The organism is Methylovorus sp. MP688, from assembly GCF_000183115.1.
Classification (GTDB): Bacteria; Pseudomonadota; Gammaproteobacteria; order Burkholderiales; family Methylophilaceae; genus Methylovorus; species Methylovorus glucosotrophus.
The window spans coordinates 1682599-1699797 of the sequence record NC_014733.1 but is presented as its reverse complement, the minus strand read 5'-3'; the positions used below and the strand labels follow the sequence as shown (position 1 = coordinate 1699797).

The following is a 17199-nucleotide window of genomic DNA, read 5'->3' as shown; positions in this document are numbered from 1 at the left end:
AAATATATATAAAATCAAACCGTTAGAATAGAACTGCAGGGGTCATGAAAAAAAGTATTCTGATTGTGGAAGATTACCCTGAAGCAGGGGCTACCTTTAAAGAGTTGCTGGAACTATTAGGGCATGAAGTGGAGTGGGTGGTGAATGGGCAATCCGCCATGCAAAAACTGAATGATGGGGCATTTGATCTGGTATTCATGGACCTGAATTTGCCAGATATGCATGGGCTGGTGTTGTTGAAGCAATTGCAGGATAAACGACTGGGGCCAAACACGCGATTTATCGCCGTCAGCGGACACTCAGCAAAAGATGCGGCAGCCGTCGAGGCGACCAAGGTATTTGATCATTACCTGGAAAAACCAATAGACCTCGCTGTGCTGAACCGCATTCTGAGCAGTACCGCTTAATCGCGGACTTTACGACGAAGGGAAGAAGAATGACGACAACAATACAAGAGTCAGCATCGTCACGTACTCACTGGCAATTGGCGGGCATACGGCATCATGTATTCCTCAAGGTATTTTCGGTGTTGCGCCATAATCTGCTGGGGCCGATTTCCGTCAGCCGCATGAATCACTCCATCATGCGGCGCAGTCTTGAAAAAGATGTGCTTGATAAAGGCAAGACGCTGGAGCGTCTGAACAAGATAGACCTGCAACTGGAAGAAGCGGTATTGGGCATTCGCGCCCTGAGTATATGGGATGAATCCAGCGACAACGAAGCCTTGCCTGAGGATATTGTGGCGTCGGGCCTCAAGCTCATGTCAGGATTTCTGACCCTGCGCAATATCTCGGTTGAGCGGCTGCCAGAGGATACCGGCGTGGATTATGCCCTGGTGCGCGAATCGCCCTTTTTGTATGCATGGCTGGGCTTGTTGTGTTACATCGAGGATCATGCCCAGCAGCCTATCGATCTGCATATCCATTTTCAGGACCCCAGGCGCTTGGAGATTGTGATCACGCATCCCCTTTATGATGTTAACGCGCAGCGCCCAGTGGATGCTCCGAATGCCATTATTGACCGTGCTGCCCTGCAGCTATTGGCGGACGATGCAGATGTCGCGTTTGATATCGGCCCGCAGAGCATCAAGATGTCCTGGCTGACGAAAAAAGCCTAGTTTCAAGCCATTTGATCCGGGGCGCTGGCATGGCCCCGGAGGTATTGCATCAGCAGATCAGTGGCCTAGGCGCGATCGGTGATTCGAAGTAATCCGCCACGGTTGCCAGCGCTTTTTCATTCATGATGGTCAGTTTGCCATCCTGAATTCTATGCAAGCCGAGCTTCTCCAGTTTTTTCAATGACTTGTTGGTATGCGCCAGTGAAAGCCCCAGCGCATCGGCAACATCCTGCTGGTTCAGTGGAAACGGAATGACTTTGCCCGCTTCGGGGTAGAGCGCCCGGTAACGCTTGAACACATGCAGAATCAGCATGGCAATTTTTTCCACGGCCGAACGCGCCCCGACATTCAGCAGATTGTCATCCACAATCTGTTCTTCATGCGCACAGATCCAGGTGATGTCATAGGCGAGGGATGGAAACGACTGGTAAAGCAGCCACAGCTTGTTTTTATCCAGCTCGCATAATTCGACTTCAGTAATCGCTTCCACACTGCTGGTGCTCTCGTCCAGCAGGTTCTGCTGCAGGCCAATCAGATCGCCAGGGAACATGATGTTGAGTATCTGGCGACGGCCATTCTTGAGGGTTTTGTGCCGGATAGCCCAGCCCTCAAGCAAGGTGTAGAGCTGAGCACTGGATGCCCGCTCGTTGACGATGGTTTTACCCGCTGGGAACTTGACGTTACGCAAGCGGATGCTCTTCATGAACTCCAACTCTTGCGCGGTGTTGGGTTTGAAAATATCCAGTTCGCGCAATCGGCATTTTTCTGCACACATGGTATTACCCCCTGATGATCTCTCGTATTATCAGTCGAGAGTTGAACGATGATCCTGCTTAAACGGTAATGCTCAGCTAGCGTTCTGACATCAGAAAATTTCGCGGGTTTCCAGAAATTGAATGTCCGGGTAACGCTCTTGTGCCATCTGCAGATTGACGCGGTTAGGCGCCAGGTAAACATACTCGTTGGCACCATCCAGCGCAACGTTGAAGCCATACTTGTCGGCAATCGCCTTGAGATCGGCATCCGATCCGCGCAACCAGCGTGCGGTAGAACAGTCGTAACTTTCAAATACCACATCCACGCCGTATTCATGCTCAAGGCGGTGGGCCACCACATCAAACTGCAAGGTACCAACAGCGCCCAGAATCAGATCGTTGCTCATCAGCGGGCGGAATAATTGCGAAGCGCCTTCTTCCGCCAGCTGCTGCAGGCCTTTTTGCAGTTGCTTCATCTTAAGCGGATTCTTCAGTCGGGCACGGCGGAAAAACTCAGGCGCGAATGAGGGAATGCCGGTGAACTTGAGGTCTTCGCCTTCGGTAAAGGTATCGCCGAGCTTGACCGTGCCGTGATTGGGAATGCCGATAATATCGCCTGCCCAGGCTTCGTCGGTGGTGTTGCGGTCCTGCGCCATGAAGGTAATGGCGTTATTCACTGCCAGCATCTTGCCGCTGGCAACCTGCTTGATTTTCATGCCGCGCTCAAAGCGGCCGGAACATACGCGCAAGAAGGCGATACGGTCGCGATGCTTGGGGTCCATATTGGCCTGGATCTTGAACACAAAGCCCGAAAACTTGGCATCGCCGGGCGCCACTTCACGGCTGGCGGTATTGCGGGGCAGGGGCGAGGGGGACAGCTCAACTACCGCATCCAGCAGCGATTGCACGCCAAAGTTGTTAATGGCCGAGCCAAAAAATACCGGGGTTTGCTTGCCCGAGAGATAGGCTTCTTTATCAAAGGTGCTGGAAGCGCCACGCACCAGCTCAACATCAATGCGCAACTCTTCTGCCTGCGAGCCTATCAGTTCGTCCAGGCGCGGATTATCCAGCCCCTTAATGGTTTCCGAGGTACCTTTTTCCGCATGTGGATCAAAGAAGGAAATGCTGTCGTTATAGAGGTGATATACGCCACGGAAGCTTTTGCCCATACCGATAGGCCAGGTCATGGGCGCGCATTGCATGCCCAGGGTGGACTCAATTTCGTCCAGCAACTCAATCGGCGCACGGCTCTCGCGGTCCAGTTTGTTGATGAAGGTGAGGATAGGTGTATCGCGCATGCGGCATACATTCAGCAGCTTGATGGTCTGCGCTTCCACGCCGTTTACCGAGTCGATCACCATGACGGCCGAGTCGACGGCGGTGAGGGTGCGATAGGTATCTTCCGAAAAGTCATCGTGGCCGGGGGTATCCAGCAGATTGATCATGTGTTCGCGGTAGGGAAACTGCATTACCGATGATGTGACCGAGATGCCACGTTGCTTTTCCAGTTCCATCCAGTCGGAGGTGGCATGGCGTGCGGCTTTGCGCCCACGCACTTCACCGGCGACCTGAATGGCGCCACCGAACCACAGCAGTTTTTCGGTGAGGGTGGTTTTACCCGCATCCGGGTGGGAAATAATGGCAAAGGTACGGCGGCGTTGAATCTCGGACTGGCTCATGACAAGGGCAAAAGGCGTGAAGAAAGATCGCCATTATACCCTGTCTTGCTGCTCAGCCCTGCGGTGCCACTTCTTCATCGACCCCGCAACGCCGGTTCGCTGGCACGGCGATATCGATCAGGCGCGGTTTGGGCAAATCGAGCGATGCCATGATCTCGATAAAAGCCTCACGAGACTTGCCCGCCAGCCGCGGATTGATGGTTTTTTCCTGCCCGATGCAGCTGACGCGGCGCCCCTGATAATCATGCCCGGGGTAGACCAGGGTTTCATCCGGCAGCGTGAAAAGACGTTGGCTGATGCTGTCGTAAAGCACGCCGGCATCGCCGCCCTGGAAGTCGGTGCGTCCGCACCCATTAATGAGCAGTGAATCACCAGTAAATACCCGATCTTTCCACAGAAAAGACACGCTGCCGGGCGTATGGCCGGGCGTCGCAATGACCTGAAGCCGCTCGTTGCCAAGCTCGACGGTGTCGCCATCTTTCAATTGCCGGTCTGCAGCGCTGGCACCGCATAAGGCGCCGACAGCGCTGCGCGAGCCTATGCGTTGGCGCAACTCACCGCCTGCCGTGATGTGATCGGCATGCACATGGGTTTCCAGCGTCCATGCCAGTTCCAGCTGGTGCTCTGCCAGCAGGGCGAGGTAAATATCGATTTCGGTAATGACGGGGTCGATCAGCAGGGCTTGATCGCCATCGGTAATCAGATAGGTATAGGTAGAGGAGTTGGGCTCGAATAACTGGCGGAACATCACTTGCTCCTGATGAGGGGTCTTTAAAAAATACTAACACATATTATATGAAAATATATAATATTGAAGATTCAACTAACCCTATGATTGGAAGCTGTATTTCATGTCCGTTGCCATTGATCTTCCTGCCATGCATCAATCTGCGGAGGCAGCCAGTCGCCTGATGCGCATACTCGCTAATGCCGATCGCCTCATGCTTTTATGCCAGCTGACTCAGCAGGAGCTGTGTGTCAGCGAGCTTGAGAGTATGCTGGACATTCGTCAGCCAACGCTTTCGCAGCAGCTCACCGTATTAAGGGAAGAGGGGCTGGTGACTACCCGTCGCGATGGCAAGAAGATTTACTACCAGATTGTGCCCGGCCCTGCGCTGGCGGTCATGCAGGTGTTGTATCAGCAATTTTGCCAAGCAGCAGGGTAGGGGGAATGTTTTTCCGGCCGTTTGTTAACACTTAGGAGGAAGCATCATGGCGATTCATCCTGTAAAAGTAGACGACGCATTCAGTCATTGCACTCAGGTAATGGTGGACGATATCCCTGAGATTGTGGCGGCCGGTTATAAAACCCTGATCAATAATCGACCGGATGGTGAGGATGGCGCCAGCCAGCCGACAACACCCGTGCTGCGGGCGGCTGCCGAGGCCGCTGGCTTGCAGTTTATTGCATTTCCGGTCATTTCCAATCAGATCACGGCGCAGCAGGTGGCGGAATACAAACATCTGATCGCCCATGCGCCGCGGCCCATATTGGGTTTCTGCCGGAGTGGCAACCGTGCCAGTACCCTGTATCTGCGGGCAAAAATGCTATACCCGCAAGATAAACAATATGCAGGCGCCAACACGCCCAGCCCGTGGAGCAAAGCCAAAGACCTGATCCGGTCTTTATGGCACAAGGAAAAGGATCGATAAGCAGCAAGTCATCGCGTTGCGTCCGGGTGGTTTCGGCACCGCTTTCTCATCGGGTTCCTTGACTTAATAACATGCGCTTTAACGTGATTGCTTGGCCCCAGCTTGTGCAGTAAAAGCCTCGTCCCCAGGGTGTAAATGTCGCCTGTAACACAGCTTGGCCAGTATTTTTCTCTTGAACACAGACGCTGTTTTTGACTTTGTCGACTATTAACTCTAATATGATAATAATTCTCATTTGATACATTATTGTCATGTCTTCAGGTTTTGTTTCGGACACCGTTCATACCCTGTATCACGATCATCACGGCTGGCTTTCAGGCTGGTTGCGTCGCAAACTGGGCTGCAACCATCAGGCTGCCGACCTGGCGCAGGACGTTTTCGTGCGCATCATGTCTTCGCCCATGCAGCAGACCATCCTTGAGCCGCGCGCCTATCTGACACGGGTTGCCCATGGCCTGGTGGTGAATCACTGGCGGCGTCGCGAGATCGAGCAGGCTTACCTGGATGCCTTGATGCAGTTGCCAGAGTCCATGGTGCCTTCGGTGGAGCAGCGATTGCTGGTGCTGGAAACCTTGTTCGAGATCGAGCGTATGTTGGCCGGTCTGCCCGCCAAAGTCAGCCAGGCCTTTCTGCTGTCGCAGATGGATGGCATGAAGTACGCCGATATCGCCATTGAACTCGGGGTTTCGGAACGCATGATCAAAAAATACATGGCACAAGCCATGCTGGCATGCCTCACGCTGAGCAAGCCACTTTAATGGACATGCTTCAGGAACGTCATGACAGCATGAGCCCCTCGTATGCCACCCTGCAGCAGGCTGCAGAATGGTTTGCCATGCTGCATGCGGGAGAGTTTGACGCACAACAACGTGCCACCTGGCAGGCATGGCTGGAGCAAGACAACACCCATCGCATGGCATGGCAGCAGGTAGAAGGCGTCCTGCGCAAATTTCAACACGTGGAAGATGATGCTGCGCGCCAGACCTTGCGCACCATAAGCCAGGGCCGTCGTCGCGCAGTCAAATCCATCATGGCCCTCTGCCTGCTGAGCGCAGGCGGCTGGGGTATCGCGCGGCAGCCAGCCGTTCAGCAATGGTCAGGAATCCTCATGGCACAACATACCACCCGCATCGGCGAACGCCGCCGTATGCAATTGGCGGATGGCAGCATCTTGTGGATGAATACCGCAAGTGCCATCAACATGCATTACAGCAGCAAAGAACGTCGCATCGAATTGATCGCCGGTGAGGTCTGGGTGCAGACCGCCACCGACCCCATGCAGCCCGGCCGTCCCTTCCTGATTTCCACCCGGCATGGAGAGCTGCAGGCGCTCGGCACCCGGTTTAATGTGCTGGATGACGGCCAGCGCTCGCATGTGGCCGTGTTTGAAGGCGCTGTTGCCATACGCCTGCCGCAGGCCGGACAGCCTGGCCTGATCGTACAAGCGGGCGAGCAGAGCAGTTTTGACGGTATATCCATCCGGCCCGCCCACGAAGCAGACCCTGCCATGGAGTCGTGGACGCATGGCATGCTGGTGGCAGACAACCTGCCATTGCCGGAGTTTGTTTCCCGCCTTGAACGCTACCGCCGTGGCCATCTGGGCTACGATCCCGCCTTATCCCATTTGCGCCTCGTGGGTGCGTTCCCATTGCAAGATACGGATCGGGCGCTACACCTGCTCGAGCAAACCTTGCCTGTGCGTGTGCATCGCCTGCTGCCGTGGTGGGTAACGCTGGAGCCTGCATCATTGTCGGGTTGAGCCATGCCTCAAAAATAATTTGCCAGCCTGGTTCCCCTTTTTTGATTTCGATTGGCAATACAGATGAAGCTTTGCCGAATCAATTTCATTAAAGGGGAATTCATGCAACATCGTCACACACAGGGGCGCTTTTCCAGGAAGCGCATCGTCAATGCCGTTCAGCTGACATTGCTGGCGCTACCGTTAAGCCTCATCACTCTGCCTCTGAGTCAAATTGCCCAGGCTGCGGAGCAGCAGGCATCCAATGCCCGCCAGTATCAGATTCCGGCAGGCTCGCTTAGCCGGGTGCTGAGCCAGTTTGCCGCCGAGGCGGGTATTGCCCTGTCCGTGGATGGTGCCTTGACTGCAGGCCGCCAGAGTGCCGGTCTGCAAGGTCGCTATACGGTAAACGCCGGTTTGGCTGCCTTGCTGGCGAATACCGGGCTGGAGGCCGCAACCCTGGGCGATGGCGGATATACGCTGCGCAAGGCAGAAGCACACCCCCAACCTTCTTCCAAGGCCGAGCAACTGCCTGAGGTGAAAGTCAGTGCCGCGGCGGAACAGGAGAGCCCCACGGGGCCAGCCAAAGGCTATGTTGCCAAGCGCAGCCTGACCGCCACTAAAACCGATACCGCAGTTATTGAATCACCGCAATCGATTGCGGTGGTGACGCGCGAGCAAATGGATATGCAGAATGTGCAGTCTGTAAGCGATGCCTTGCGATATACGGCGGGTGTGATGGCAGAAGCCAATGGTCCTGATCCACGAGCTGATACCATCTCCATTCGCGGCTTTGATGCCACAGGTCGTGATCAATATCGCGATGGTTTGCGTTCTTATGCTTTTAACAATCAAGGTGGCACAGTGGTTGAGCCTTATGGCCTGGAGCGGATTGAAGTGCTACGTGGCCCATCTTCCATTCTGTATGGCCAGGGGGGGGCGGGAGGCCTGATCAATCTGGTGAGCAAACGGCCTACCGATAGGCCCTTGCATGAGTTGCAGCTTACCCTTGGAAGTTATGACAACAAGCAGCTGGCGGGAGATTTTGGAGGCTTGCTGACGGAGGATGGTACGTGGAGCTACCGTCTGACGGGTCTCGTGCGGGATAGCCAAACGCAGGTGGATTATGTGACGGACGACCGGACATTTATTGCTCCTGCTCTCACATGGCGACCTAATGACAATACGTCACTCACCATTCTGACGGATTATCAGAAGATCGACCGCGGTCAGGGCTATCAGGCATGGCCGCGTATTGGAACTCGTTATAGCAGCGCATATGGCAAAGTATCCACCAGCCGTTTTCTGGGCGAACCTGGTTTGGATAAATACCAACAAGAGCGTTATTCCATGGGTTATCAGTTCGAACATATCTTCAATGATACGTTTACCTTCCGCCAGAACCTGCGGTATCAGCGTATGCAAACAGATTCTATTTCCACCTATCTCACAGGCTTGCGGGCAGATCAGCGGACTGCAAACCGTGCGGTAGGTGGCTACGATGAGCATGTCGACAATCTTGCTCTGGACAATCACATGCAGGCCAAATGGTCGCATGGGATGTTTGAGCACACCTTGCTGGTCGGGCTGGATAATCAGCGAATGGAAAATAGCGTCCGTCGAACGGCAGGCAGCGCAGGCACTCTGGATATTTATGAACCTGTGTATGGCGCCACTGCAATCAATCTGGTTGAAAATGCCCATTTTGATCAAAAATTGCGTCAAAACGGTTTGTACATCCAAGACCAGATCAAAATGGATAAGGCATGGGTAGCCACGCTGGGAGGCCGTAAAGACTGGGCACGTATGGAAACCGATAATTTGCGGAACCCTGCGGCATCTTCCGAGCAGCGCGATACCGCAGAGACATGGCGTGCCGGTCTGGTTTATCTTGCTAGTAATGGTCTAGCACCATACGCTAGCTATACGGAATCTTTCCTTCCTGTGATTGGCACTACCTTTGCCGGCACCGCTTTTGCTCCGGAAACCGGTAAACAGTATGAAGTTGGGGTACGTTACCAACCGCAGGGCAGTAACAGCATGATGACCGTTTCCTTGTTTGATCTGCGCCGTCAAAATGTCACAACGCAGGATACGAATCACGCCAATTACCAGGTTCAGCAGGGCGAAGTGCAATCCCGTGGGATTGAGGTAGAGTACAAAACTACCCTGGATACGATTTCGCTGGTGAGTAGCTACGCTTATACTCTGCCCGAGGTTACCAAAAGCAATAATGTAACTGCGCAAGGAATTGTGATAGAGGGCAAAGAACCCAAAAATGTGCCGCGTCATGTGGCTACCCTATGGGCAGATTATCGACTGCCTGCATCCTTTCTCGCTGGTGCGTCTATAAGTGTCGGTTTGCGTTATATCGGAAGCAGTTACGGAGATGACGGCAATACTTTTAAGGTGCCGTCTTATACCTTGGTTGATGCCGCTATGCATTATGATCTGGCCGGATTGGGCGAGCAGTGGAAGGGGTGGAGGGTTGCCCTGAATGCCAGCAATCTATTCGATAAGGAGTATGTCGCTACCTGTGGCTATTCTGGCGATGCCTGCAAATGGGGCTACCGCCGTAATGTCATAGGCACGCTGACCTATAGCTGGTAATGCGCGCGTATCTTGTTATCTGGCATCGCTGGGTAGGCCTGGCGATGGCGGTTTTTCTGGTGGTGGCCGGGTTTACCGGGGCGATCATCGCGTTTGAGGAGGAGGTCGATGGCTGGCTCAATCCACATTCGCTGCACCCGGCATGGCAGGCGGGGCGTGCGCCGCTGAATGCCTATGCACTGCGCGAGGCTGCCCAGCGGCAGGCGCCTGCTGGCATGCTGGTGGATGAATTGCTGTTGCATGTGGAAGCTGGTGAATCCGCTGCGTTCCGGTTGAGCCCAGGTCCATCTGTCGATGGCAAAGCTGCACCATTGCTGGCTGATGAGTTGTTCTTGCATCCGCAAACCGGCGCCAGGCTGGGGATGCGACTGCGCGGCGACAGCCTGTTTCAGCGCGAAACGCTGGTGGGCTTTCTCTATAAATTGCATTACTCGCTGGCCTTGCCGGGTAACAGCGGGCGGCTGATTTTCGGGATCATCGCCGTGCTATGGACGCTGGATAGCATGGTCGCTTTTTATCTCACCTTGCCGCGTCGGCAACAAGCGGCCAAATCGTCCTATCTGAGCCGATGGAAACCGGCCTGGCTGATCAAATGGCAGGCCGGTGCTACCCGCATCAACTTTGATCTGCATCGCGCGTTTGGCTTGTGGCTATGCCTGGTATTGCTGATGTTTGCCTGGTCCAGTGTCATGTTCAATCTGCGTGAGCAGGTGTATATGCCGGTGATGAAAACCATGTTTGATTTTGATCTTTCATGGCGCTCCATTCCGCCACTGGCGCAGCCTCTCAGCCGCGAGCCCATGCCGTGGCCTCAGGCGCATGCCATGGCGCGTCAGGCCATGCAGCGATTCAGTGCCGAGCGTGGGCACAAGGTGGATTTTGAAGACCGCTTGCGGCTCGACAGGCAGCGCGGGCTATATGCGTATTTTGTGCATAGCAATGCGGATCTGCGCAGTGATCGTGGTAACACGGCGATACTGATGGATGCTGCAACGGGAGAGATCAAAGGCTGGTGGCTGCCCACGGGCGACAAGGCCGGAAATACCGTCAGCAACTGGCTGGGGGCGCTGCACATGGGGCAGGTGTTTGGGCTGCCTTACCGCGTGTTTGTAAGTTTCTGCGGCCTGGCCCTGGTGCTGGTCTCTGTGACGGGAGTGTTGATCTGGTGGAGGAAACGCTATGGCAAGCAATCAAGACGCGTTGCCAGATAGCATGAGCAGCCAATTGCATGAGAAAGACGGCATCGGTCATAGCCCAAATCAATTAAGCCAATAAAAAAGCCGCAGATAGCTGCGGCTTTTCTATGCATGACGTTTACGTCAGCCTGTGATGGCGGCTTATCAGGAAACAGCCTGCTTCAGCTGTTCCAGAATGGCCGGATTATCCAGCGTGGAAATATCGGAGGTGATTTCCTCGCCCTTGGCCAGCGAGCGCAGCAGGCGGCGCATGATCTTGCCGGAGCGGGTCTTGGGCAGGTTATCGCCAAAGCGGATTTCATCGGGCTTGGCGATGGGGCCGATTTCCTTGCCGACCCAGTCACGCAGCTGCGCCACGACCTGCTTGGCCTCATCGCCTTCCGGACGGGCGCCTTTCAGCACTACATAAGCGACGATGGATTCGCCCTTGATCTCATGCGGCTTGCCGACCACGGCAGCCTCCGCCACCAGCGGATGGGCTACCAGCGCGGATTCAATTTCCATGGTGCCGAGGCGGTGACCGGAAACATTCAGCACATCGTCAATGCGGCCCATGATCCAGAAATAGCCATCATCGTCACGGTGGGCTGAGTCACCGGCGAGGTAAACGCCTTTCAGTTCTTCGGGGAAATAGGATTTCTTGAAGCGCTCCGGGTCATTCCAGATGGTGCGTATCATGGATGGCCATGGCTTCTTCACTACCAGCAGACCACCGCCAGTGCCATCAATATGGCTGCCATCTTCATTGACGATATCCATCATGATGCCAGGCAGGGGACGGGTGCAGGAGCCGGGCTTGGCATTGATGGCACCGGGCAGCGGGGCAATCATGTGCGCGCCGGTTTCGGTTTGCCACCAGGTATCCACAATCGGGCAGCGCTCGCGGCCCACGGTTTTGTGATACCACATCCAGGCCTCAGGGTTGATGGGCTCGCCCACTGTGCCCAACAGGCGCAGGCTGGAAAGATCGTAATTATTCGGTAAATCGCCGCCCAGCTTGATCAGCGAACGAATCGCCGTGGGCGCGGTGTAAAACACGCTGACCTTGTGCTTTTCGATCATCTGCCAGAAGCGACCAGCATCGGGGTAAGTCGGCACGCCTTCAAACACGACTTGCGTGCTGCCCAGCGCCAGCGGGCCATAGGCGACATAGCTATGGCCGGTAATCCAGCCCACATCGGCCGTGCACCAGAAAATATCCGTGGCTTTATGGTCGAATACCCATTTCATGCTCATGACCGCACCCAGCAGATAGCCGCCAGTGGAATGCTGCACGCCCTTGGGTTTGCCGGTGGAGCCTGAGGTATAGAGAATGAATAGCGGATGCTCGGCATTGACCCAGGTTGGCTCGCAGTAATCGGATTCTGCGCTTTCCAGATCATGCCACCACAAGTCACGCGTATTCCAGGTGACATCGCCGCCGGTGCGCTTGTACACAATCACGCTGGTCACGGCTTCGCAACCGCCAAAGCTCAAGGCTTCGTCCACGGCCGGTTTCAGCGGCATGGCGCGGCCGCCACGCATCTGGCCATCGGAGGTGATCACCAGCTTGGCACCGACATCGGTAATGCGCTCGTGCAGGCTCTTGGATGAGAAGCCGCCAAACACCACGGAGTGAATGGCGCCGATACGGGCACAGGCCTGCATGGCGACAATGGCTTCCACGCTCATAGGCAGATAGATGATCACGCGATCACCTTTGCCTACCCCTTGTTTTTTCAGGGCATTGGCAAAGCGGCAAACGCGCTGGTGTAACTGGCGATAGGTGACGGTGGTGACCGTGCCGTCGTCGGCTTCGAAAATCAGTGCAGCTTTGTCACCGCGGGTGGAAAGATGACGGTCCAGGCAGTTGTAGGAGGCATTCAGTTCGCCATCGTGAAACCAGCGGTAGAAAGGCGCATTGGCTTCATCCAGCACGGCGGTGAATGGCTTGTGCCAATCCAGCTCCTTTTGCGCGAGCGCAGCCCAGAAGCCGGGGTAATCCTGCTCGGCCTGCTGGCAAAGCGCGGTGTATTGTTCCAGACCTGAAATGGTGGCTGCCTGCTTGAAGGCCTCCTGTGGGGGGAAAACGCGGGTTTCGGTCAGAACGGTTTCAATCGATGACATTCAGAGATCTCCAGCAAGCACTTATCGTTGTGTTATCAGCGGCCTGGTGATGAGGGTGGCTAGACCTGATGGTCGCCAGCCCCAGCCCGGCCTGTTTTTGGGTTATTCTTCAACTGTTACAAAAGGTAACGAAAAAAATCTTCCACATAATACCACCAGCCAAGCTGATTTTTGATGCAAACACTCTCGCAAATTCTCTCTGATGAACATGATGGCCGCCAGACGACGCAATGGGTGCGCCATACCGTGCGCTGCAGCCCGTTTTGCCAGCGTCTGCTGACCCGATACCCTGAGCTATTGCAGGAGCTGGATGCGGAAATCATGCTGCCATGGCGTGCGGATTACATGCGGCTCTATCTTTCGAAATGCACAGTGACGGATGAGACCAGTCTCAAGCATGCCCTGCGCGGCCTGCGCCAGCGGGTGATGTTGCGGGTGATTGCGCGGGATCTGAATGATCTTGCCGATCTCGATGAAGTGATGCAGACCATGAGCGCACTGGCGGAGGTGGCGGTGCGCTTTGCCCTGCAGCATCTCACGCCCTGGCTGGAAGCCCAGTACGGTGAACCCATAGGCGAGCGCGGCGACAAGCAGTCGCTGATTGTGGTGGGCATGGGCAAGCTGGGTGGCTATGAGCTGAATGTGTCATCGGACATCGACCTGATTTTTGCCTTTGAGCAGGATGGCGAAACCAATGGGGAAAAGTCCCTCAGCAACAATGAGTTCTTTGCGCGCCTGGGCAAGAAGCTGATCGCCGCGATTGATGACGTCACCGAAGATGGCTTTGTCTTCCGCGTGGATATGCGCTTGCGGCCCTACGGCTCGGAAGGTCCGCTGGCCTGCAGTCTGAATTTTCTGGAGGAGTATTACCAGAACCAGGGGCGTGAATGGGAGCGCTATGCCTGGATCAAGGGCCGGGTGATTGCCGGACCGGAGCAGGTGCTGGCCGATTTGCTGCGGCCCTTTGTCTACCGCAAATACCTGGACTATGGCGCGTTTGCCTCCATGCGCGATCTCAAGGTGCAGATACAGCGCGATGTGAATCGGCGCGACATGCACGACAACATCAAGCTGGGGCGTGGCGGTATCCGCGAGATTGAATTTATTGCCCAGGTATTTCAGCTGATACGCGGCGGGCGCGATACCAGCCTGCAGATACGCCCGACGCTGGCGGTGCTGCAGCGCTTGCAGGACAAGCAGATTCTGCCCGAGCGTACCGTGCGCGAGCTGCGCGAAGCCTATGTGTTTTTGCGCGATCTGGAGCACAGGTTGCAATATGTGGAGGATGCCCAGACCCAGGAGCTGCCCACCACGCCGGAAGCCCAGCAACGTATTGCCACCAGCATGCACTTTGCGCATTGGGATCTGCTGCGCAAGGCGCTGGAAACCCATCGCAGCCTGGTCGAAGTGCATTTCAGCGAGGTGTTTAGCGATGTGGCCGTGGGGCGCCAGGATAACAATCTGCAAACCCTGAAGCCGATCAACGATATCTGGCAGGGTGCGGTGCAGGAGGGCGAAGCGGTGCGTCGCTTGCGCGACGCCGGCTATGACGATGCGGAAGATACCTTGCGTCGCCTGAATGCCTTGCACACGGGTAGCCGTTATCGCAATCTGCCCGAGCTGAGCCGGCAGCGCCTGGATATTCTGATGCCTACGGTGATTCAACTCTCCGCCCAGGAAGAGCGCCCCCAGGTGACCCTGACGCGGGCATTGGATCTGCTGGAAAGCATCTGCCGTCGCGCCAGTTATCTCGCGCTACTGGCCGAGTACCCGGCGGTGCTGAGCTTGTTGGTCAAGCTGGTGGCCGCCAGCCCATGGTTGGCGCAATATTTGACGCAGCACCCCATTTTGCTGGATGAATTGCTGGATACGCGCAGCCTGTATGCCGAGCCGGATTTTGATGCCATGCGCCAGGATCTGCAGCGCCGTCTGGCCGAGGTAGAAGGCGATGTGGAGCGGCAGATGGACACCATGCGTCATTTCAAGCATGCGGCGGTTTTCCGCTTTGCCGCGCAGGATATTGCCGGTGAGCTGCCACTGCAAACCTTGTCGGATTACCTCAGCGCGCTAGCGAATCTGGTATTGCAGGCCACCATGGATACCATCTGGCCTACTTTGCGCGGCAAGCATCGGGAAACCCCAAAATTTGCCATCATCGGCTATGGCAAGCTGGGCGGGCGTGAGCTGGGCTATGCTTCCGATCTGGATATCATTTTTCTGTATGACGATGATGCCCCTGAAGCACGTGATACCTATGCCCGTTTTGGCCAGCGCATCAATACCTGGCTCAACAGCCTGACCTCGGCAGGCTTGCTCTACGAAACCGACTTGCAGCTACGGCCGGATGGCGCCAGTGGTTTGCTGGTCAGCTCACTGGAGGCATTTGAAGACTACCAGCGCAATAAAGCCTGGGTATGGGAGCACCAGGCGCTGACTCGCGCCCGCTTCAGTGCTGGCGATGAGGCGATAGGGGCGGCATTCAGCCGCATACGCGAAGAGGTGATACGCCAGCCACGCGATGTGGCCAAGCTGCGCGAGGAGGTGCTGAATATGCGTCGCCGCATGCGCGAAAGCCATAGCGTGCCCGCATCGGAGTTTGATCTCAAGCAAAGTGAAGGCGGCATTATTGATGTGGAATTCATGGTGCAGTATCTGGTGCTGGCGCATGCTGCCGAGCACCTGGAGCTCACCGAAAACCTCGGCAATATCAGCCTGCTGGGCAAGCTGGGGAGTCTGGGCCTGATAGATGCCGCGCTGGCGAACGCTGCCGCTGAAGCATATCGGCGTTATCGCAGCCTGCAACATGCCAGCCGCTTGCAGGAGCAGACCAAATCGCGTGTGCCTTTATCGGCGGTTGCTGCCGATGCCGAGGCGGTGCGCAGCCTCTGGCAACAGGTATTCAAGGACTAGGGTTATGCTTGTCAATCAGCTCCGCCCACCATGCAGGCTGGGCAGAGCTGATTGATCTTAGGTATCAGGGCTGGATTTTATTTAGCTTGCGCACGGTGTCAGACTTTTTGCGCATGCGGATATTGATCATCTCGACCACCACCGAGAAGGCCATGGCGAAGTAGATATAACCCTTGGGCACATGGAACTCCAGCCCTTCGGCGACCAGCGTCATCCCCACCAGTATCAGGAAAGACAGGGCGAGTATCTTGATGGTGGGGTGATTATCAACAAAATCGCCGATAGGCTTGGCGGCAAACAGCATGACGCCAACCGCCAGAATAATGGCAATCGCCATGATCGACACATGATCAGCCAGCCCAACGGCGGTGATGACGGAGTCCAGCGAAAACACCACATCAAGCAGGGCAATCTGCACCAGGCTCATGCCAAATGAGGCTTTGGCCACCGCCATGCCGCTGCTTTCCTCTTCCTCGCCTTCCAGGCTGTTGTGAATCTCATGCGTGGCTTTTGCCAGCAGAAACAAACCGCCGCCAATCAGAATAATGTCGCGGCCGGATACTGGTTGCGAGAGCACCGTGAACCACGGTTCAGTCAGGCCCATGACCCAGGAGATGGAAAACAGCAGGGCCAGTCGGGTGATCATCGCCAGACTGAGCCCGAGCTTGCGTGCCAGCGCGCGCTGATGGGCAGGTAGGCGCCCGACCAGGATGGAAATGAAGATGATATTGTCGATACCGAGCACAATTTCCAGTGCGGTCAGTGTGCCCAGGGCGATCCAGGCTTCCGGGCTTGCCAGCCATTCAAACATGCGGTTCTCCGTCTTTTTACGTGGTTTGGTTAATCAATCAGTCGTCAGTTTCGAGCGCAAGCGCTGCTATACCTGCTATAGGCAGGCTTACCAGTATTTGGGGTAATTTCCCGGGCGCGTCGCATTGTTGTACAGCAAGGCCACCAGCGTCAGTATCAAGGCGCCCGTCAGCGTGGGCAGCAACAGAAATCCCCAGCCCGGCTGCAGCAAAAACACAATTACCGGATTGGAGCCTGCGGGAGGGTGAACAGTTCGCGTGAACATCATCAAGGCGATGGCGGTACCTGCCGCCAGTGCCATGGCCCACCAGTGGGGACCAAACAGTGTCAGAAACAGCAGGCCGGTGGCGGTGCTGAGACCGTGCCCCAGAATGATGTTGCGGGGCTGGGAAAACGGCACATCCGGATAGCCAAACACCAGTACGCAACTCGCACCAAAAGAGCCCAGTACCAGAGCCAGTGACCAGTGCTCCGCCAGCGCGGCGATGACGCCAATGGCAAGGCAACCGCCCAGCCAGGCCAGCACAATCGCCTTGCCGGGTGCACGAGGTGGCAGGGCGGCATGGTCGCCCTTGAGTTTGCTGAACCAGTGTTGCATGACGTCTCCCTTTTGCTGGTTGTAAAA

General features: G+C 55.8%; 15 protein-coding genes. 9 read left to right on the top strand and 6 right to left on the bottom strand.

Annotated elements, in window-relative coordinates; translation table 11 throughout:
• The first annotated feature begins 44 nt into the window (after positions 1 to 44).
• Complete coding sequence (locus MPQ_RS08145; protein ID WP_013442432.1) at positions 45 to 407, top strand: response regulator; 363 nt, start codon at positions 45 to 47, stop codon at positions 405 to 407.
• Between the two features lie 29 nt (positions 408 to 436).
• Positions 437 to 1117: a hypothetical protein gene (locus MPQ_RS08140; protein WP_013442431.1), complete on the top strand. Its 681-nt coding sequence runs from the start codon at positions 437 to 439 to the stop codon at positions 1115 to 1117.
• A gap of 49 nt (positions 1118 to 1166) precedes the next feature.
• On the opposite strand, the gene MPQ_RS08135 is transcribed toward MPQ_RS08140, so the two are convergent.
• The 3 genes from MPQ_RS08135 to MPQ_RS08125 all read right to left on the bottom strand — a co-directional run bounded on the left by MPQ_RS08135 (position 1167) and on the right by MPQ_RS08125 (position 4299).
• Positions 1167 to 1892: a Crp/Fnr family transcriptional regulator gene (locus MPQ_RS08135; RefSeq protein WP_013442430.1), complete on the bottom strand. Its 726-nt coding sequence runs from the start codon at positions 1890 to 1892 to the stop codon at positions 1167 to 1169.
• 90 nt (positions 1893 to 1982) lie between these two features.
• On the bottom strand, positions 1983 to 3551 hold the full coding sequence (locus MPQ_RS08130; protein ID WP_013442429.1) for a peptide chain release factor 3: 1569 nt from the start codon (positions 3549 to 3551) through the stop codon (positions 1983 to 1985).
• 52 nt (positions 3552 to 3603) lie between these two features.
• On the bottom strand, positions 3604 to 4299 hold the full coding sequence (locus MPQ_RS08125) for an MBL fold metallo-hydrolase (RefSeq protein WP_013442428.1): 696 nt from the start codon (positions 4297 to 4299) through the stop codon (positions 3604 to 3606).
• Between the two features lie 103 nt (positions 4300 to 4402).
• Between MPQ_RS08125 and MPQ_RS08120 the strand changes: the two genes are divergently transcribed.
• From MPQ_RS08120 to MPQ_RS08095, 6 genes are all read left to right on the top strand, one after another.
• Positions 4403 to 4717 carry a helix-turn-helix transcriptional regulator gene (locus MPQ_RS08120; protein ID WP_013442427.1) on the top strand — a complete coding sequence of 105 codons (315 nt, stop codon included), beginning with the start codon at positions 4403 to 4405 and terminating at the stop codon, positions 4715 to 4717.
• Between the two features lie 46 nt (positions 4718 to 4763).
• Entirely contained in the window at positions 4764 to 5204 is a 441-nt protein-coding gene (locus MPQ_RS08115) for a TIGR01244 family sulfur transferase (protein WP_013442426.1), read from the top strand.
• A 251-nt stretch (positions 5205 to 5455) separates the two neighbouring features.
• Positions 5456 to 5962 carry a sigma-70 family RNA polymerase sigma factor gene (locus MPQ_RS08110; protein ID WP_013442425.1) on the top strand — a complete coding sequence of 169 codons (507 nt, stop codon included), beginning with the start codon at positions 5456 to 5458 and terminating at the stop codon, positions 5960 to 5962.
• Positions 5963 to 5991: 29 nt separating this feature from the next.
• Positions 5992 to 6963: a FecR domain-containing protein gene (locus tag MPQ_RS08105; protein WP_041362729.1), complete on the top strand. Its 972-nt coding sequence runs from the start codon at positions 5992 to 5994 to the stop codon at positions 6961 to 6963.
• A gap of 102 nt (positions 6964 to 7065) precedes the next feature.
• Entirely contained in the window at positions 7066 to 9552 is a 2487-nt protein-coding gene (locus MPQ_RS08100) for a TonB-dependent siderophore receptor (RefSeq protein ID WP_148225278.1), read from the top strand.
• Entirely contained in the window at positions 9552 to 10763 is a 1212-nt protein-coding gene (locus tag MPQ_RS08095) for a PepSY domain-containing protein (protein WP_013442422.1), read from the top strand. Before MPQ_RS08100 ends, MPQ_RS08095 begins: the two co-directional genes overlap by 1 nt.
• A 129-nt stretch (positions 10764 to 10892) precedes the next feature.
• Here the strand turns inward: MPQ_RS08095 and acs are convergent, their stop codons facing one another.
• Entirely contained in the window at positions 10893 to 12854 is a 1962-nt protein-coding gene (gene acs / locus MPQ_RS08090) for an acetate--CoA ligase (RefSeq protein ID WP_013442421.1), read from the bottom strand.
• Positions 12855 to 13028: 174 nt separating this feature from the next.
• On the opposite strand from acs, the gene glnE reads away from it, so the two are divergent.
• The gene (glnE, locus tag MPQ_RS08085) at positions 13029 to 15764 is read left to right on the top strand and encodes a bifunctional [glutamate--ammonia ligase]-adenylyl-L-tyrosine phosphorylase/[glutamate--ammonia-ligase] adenylyltransferase (RefSeq protein ID WP_013442420.1); all 2736 of its coding nucleotides are present in this window, start codon (positions 13029 to 13031) and stop codon (positions 15762 to 15764) included.
• Between the two features lie 64 nt (positions 15765 to 15828).
• Here glnE and MPQ_RS08080 read toward each other — a convergent pair whose 3' ends face one another.
• Both MPQ_RS08080 and MPQ_RS08075 read right to left on the bottom strand, forming a co-directional pair.
• Entirely contained in the window at positions 15829 to 16575 is a 747-nt protein-coding gene (locus MPQ_RS08080; RefSeq protein WP_013442419.1) for a TerC family protein, read from the bottom strand.
• Between the two features lie 87 nt (positions 16576 to 16662).
• Positions 16663 to 17172 carry an HPP family protein gene (locus MPQ_RS08075; protein WP_013442418.1) on the bottom strand — a complete coding sequence of 170 codons (510 nt, stop codon included), beginning with the start codon at positions 17170 to 17172 and terminating at the stop codon, positions 16663 to 16665.
• Positions 17173 to 17199: the final 27 nt, after the last annotated feature.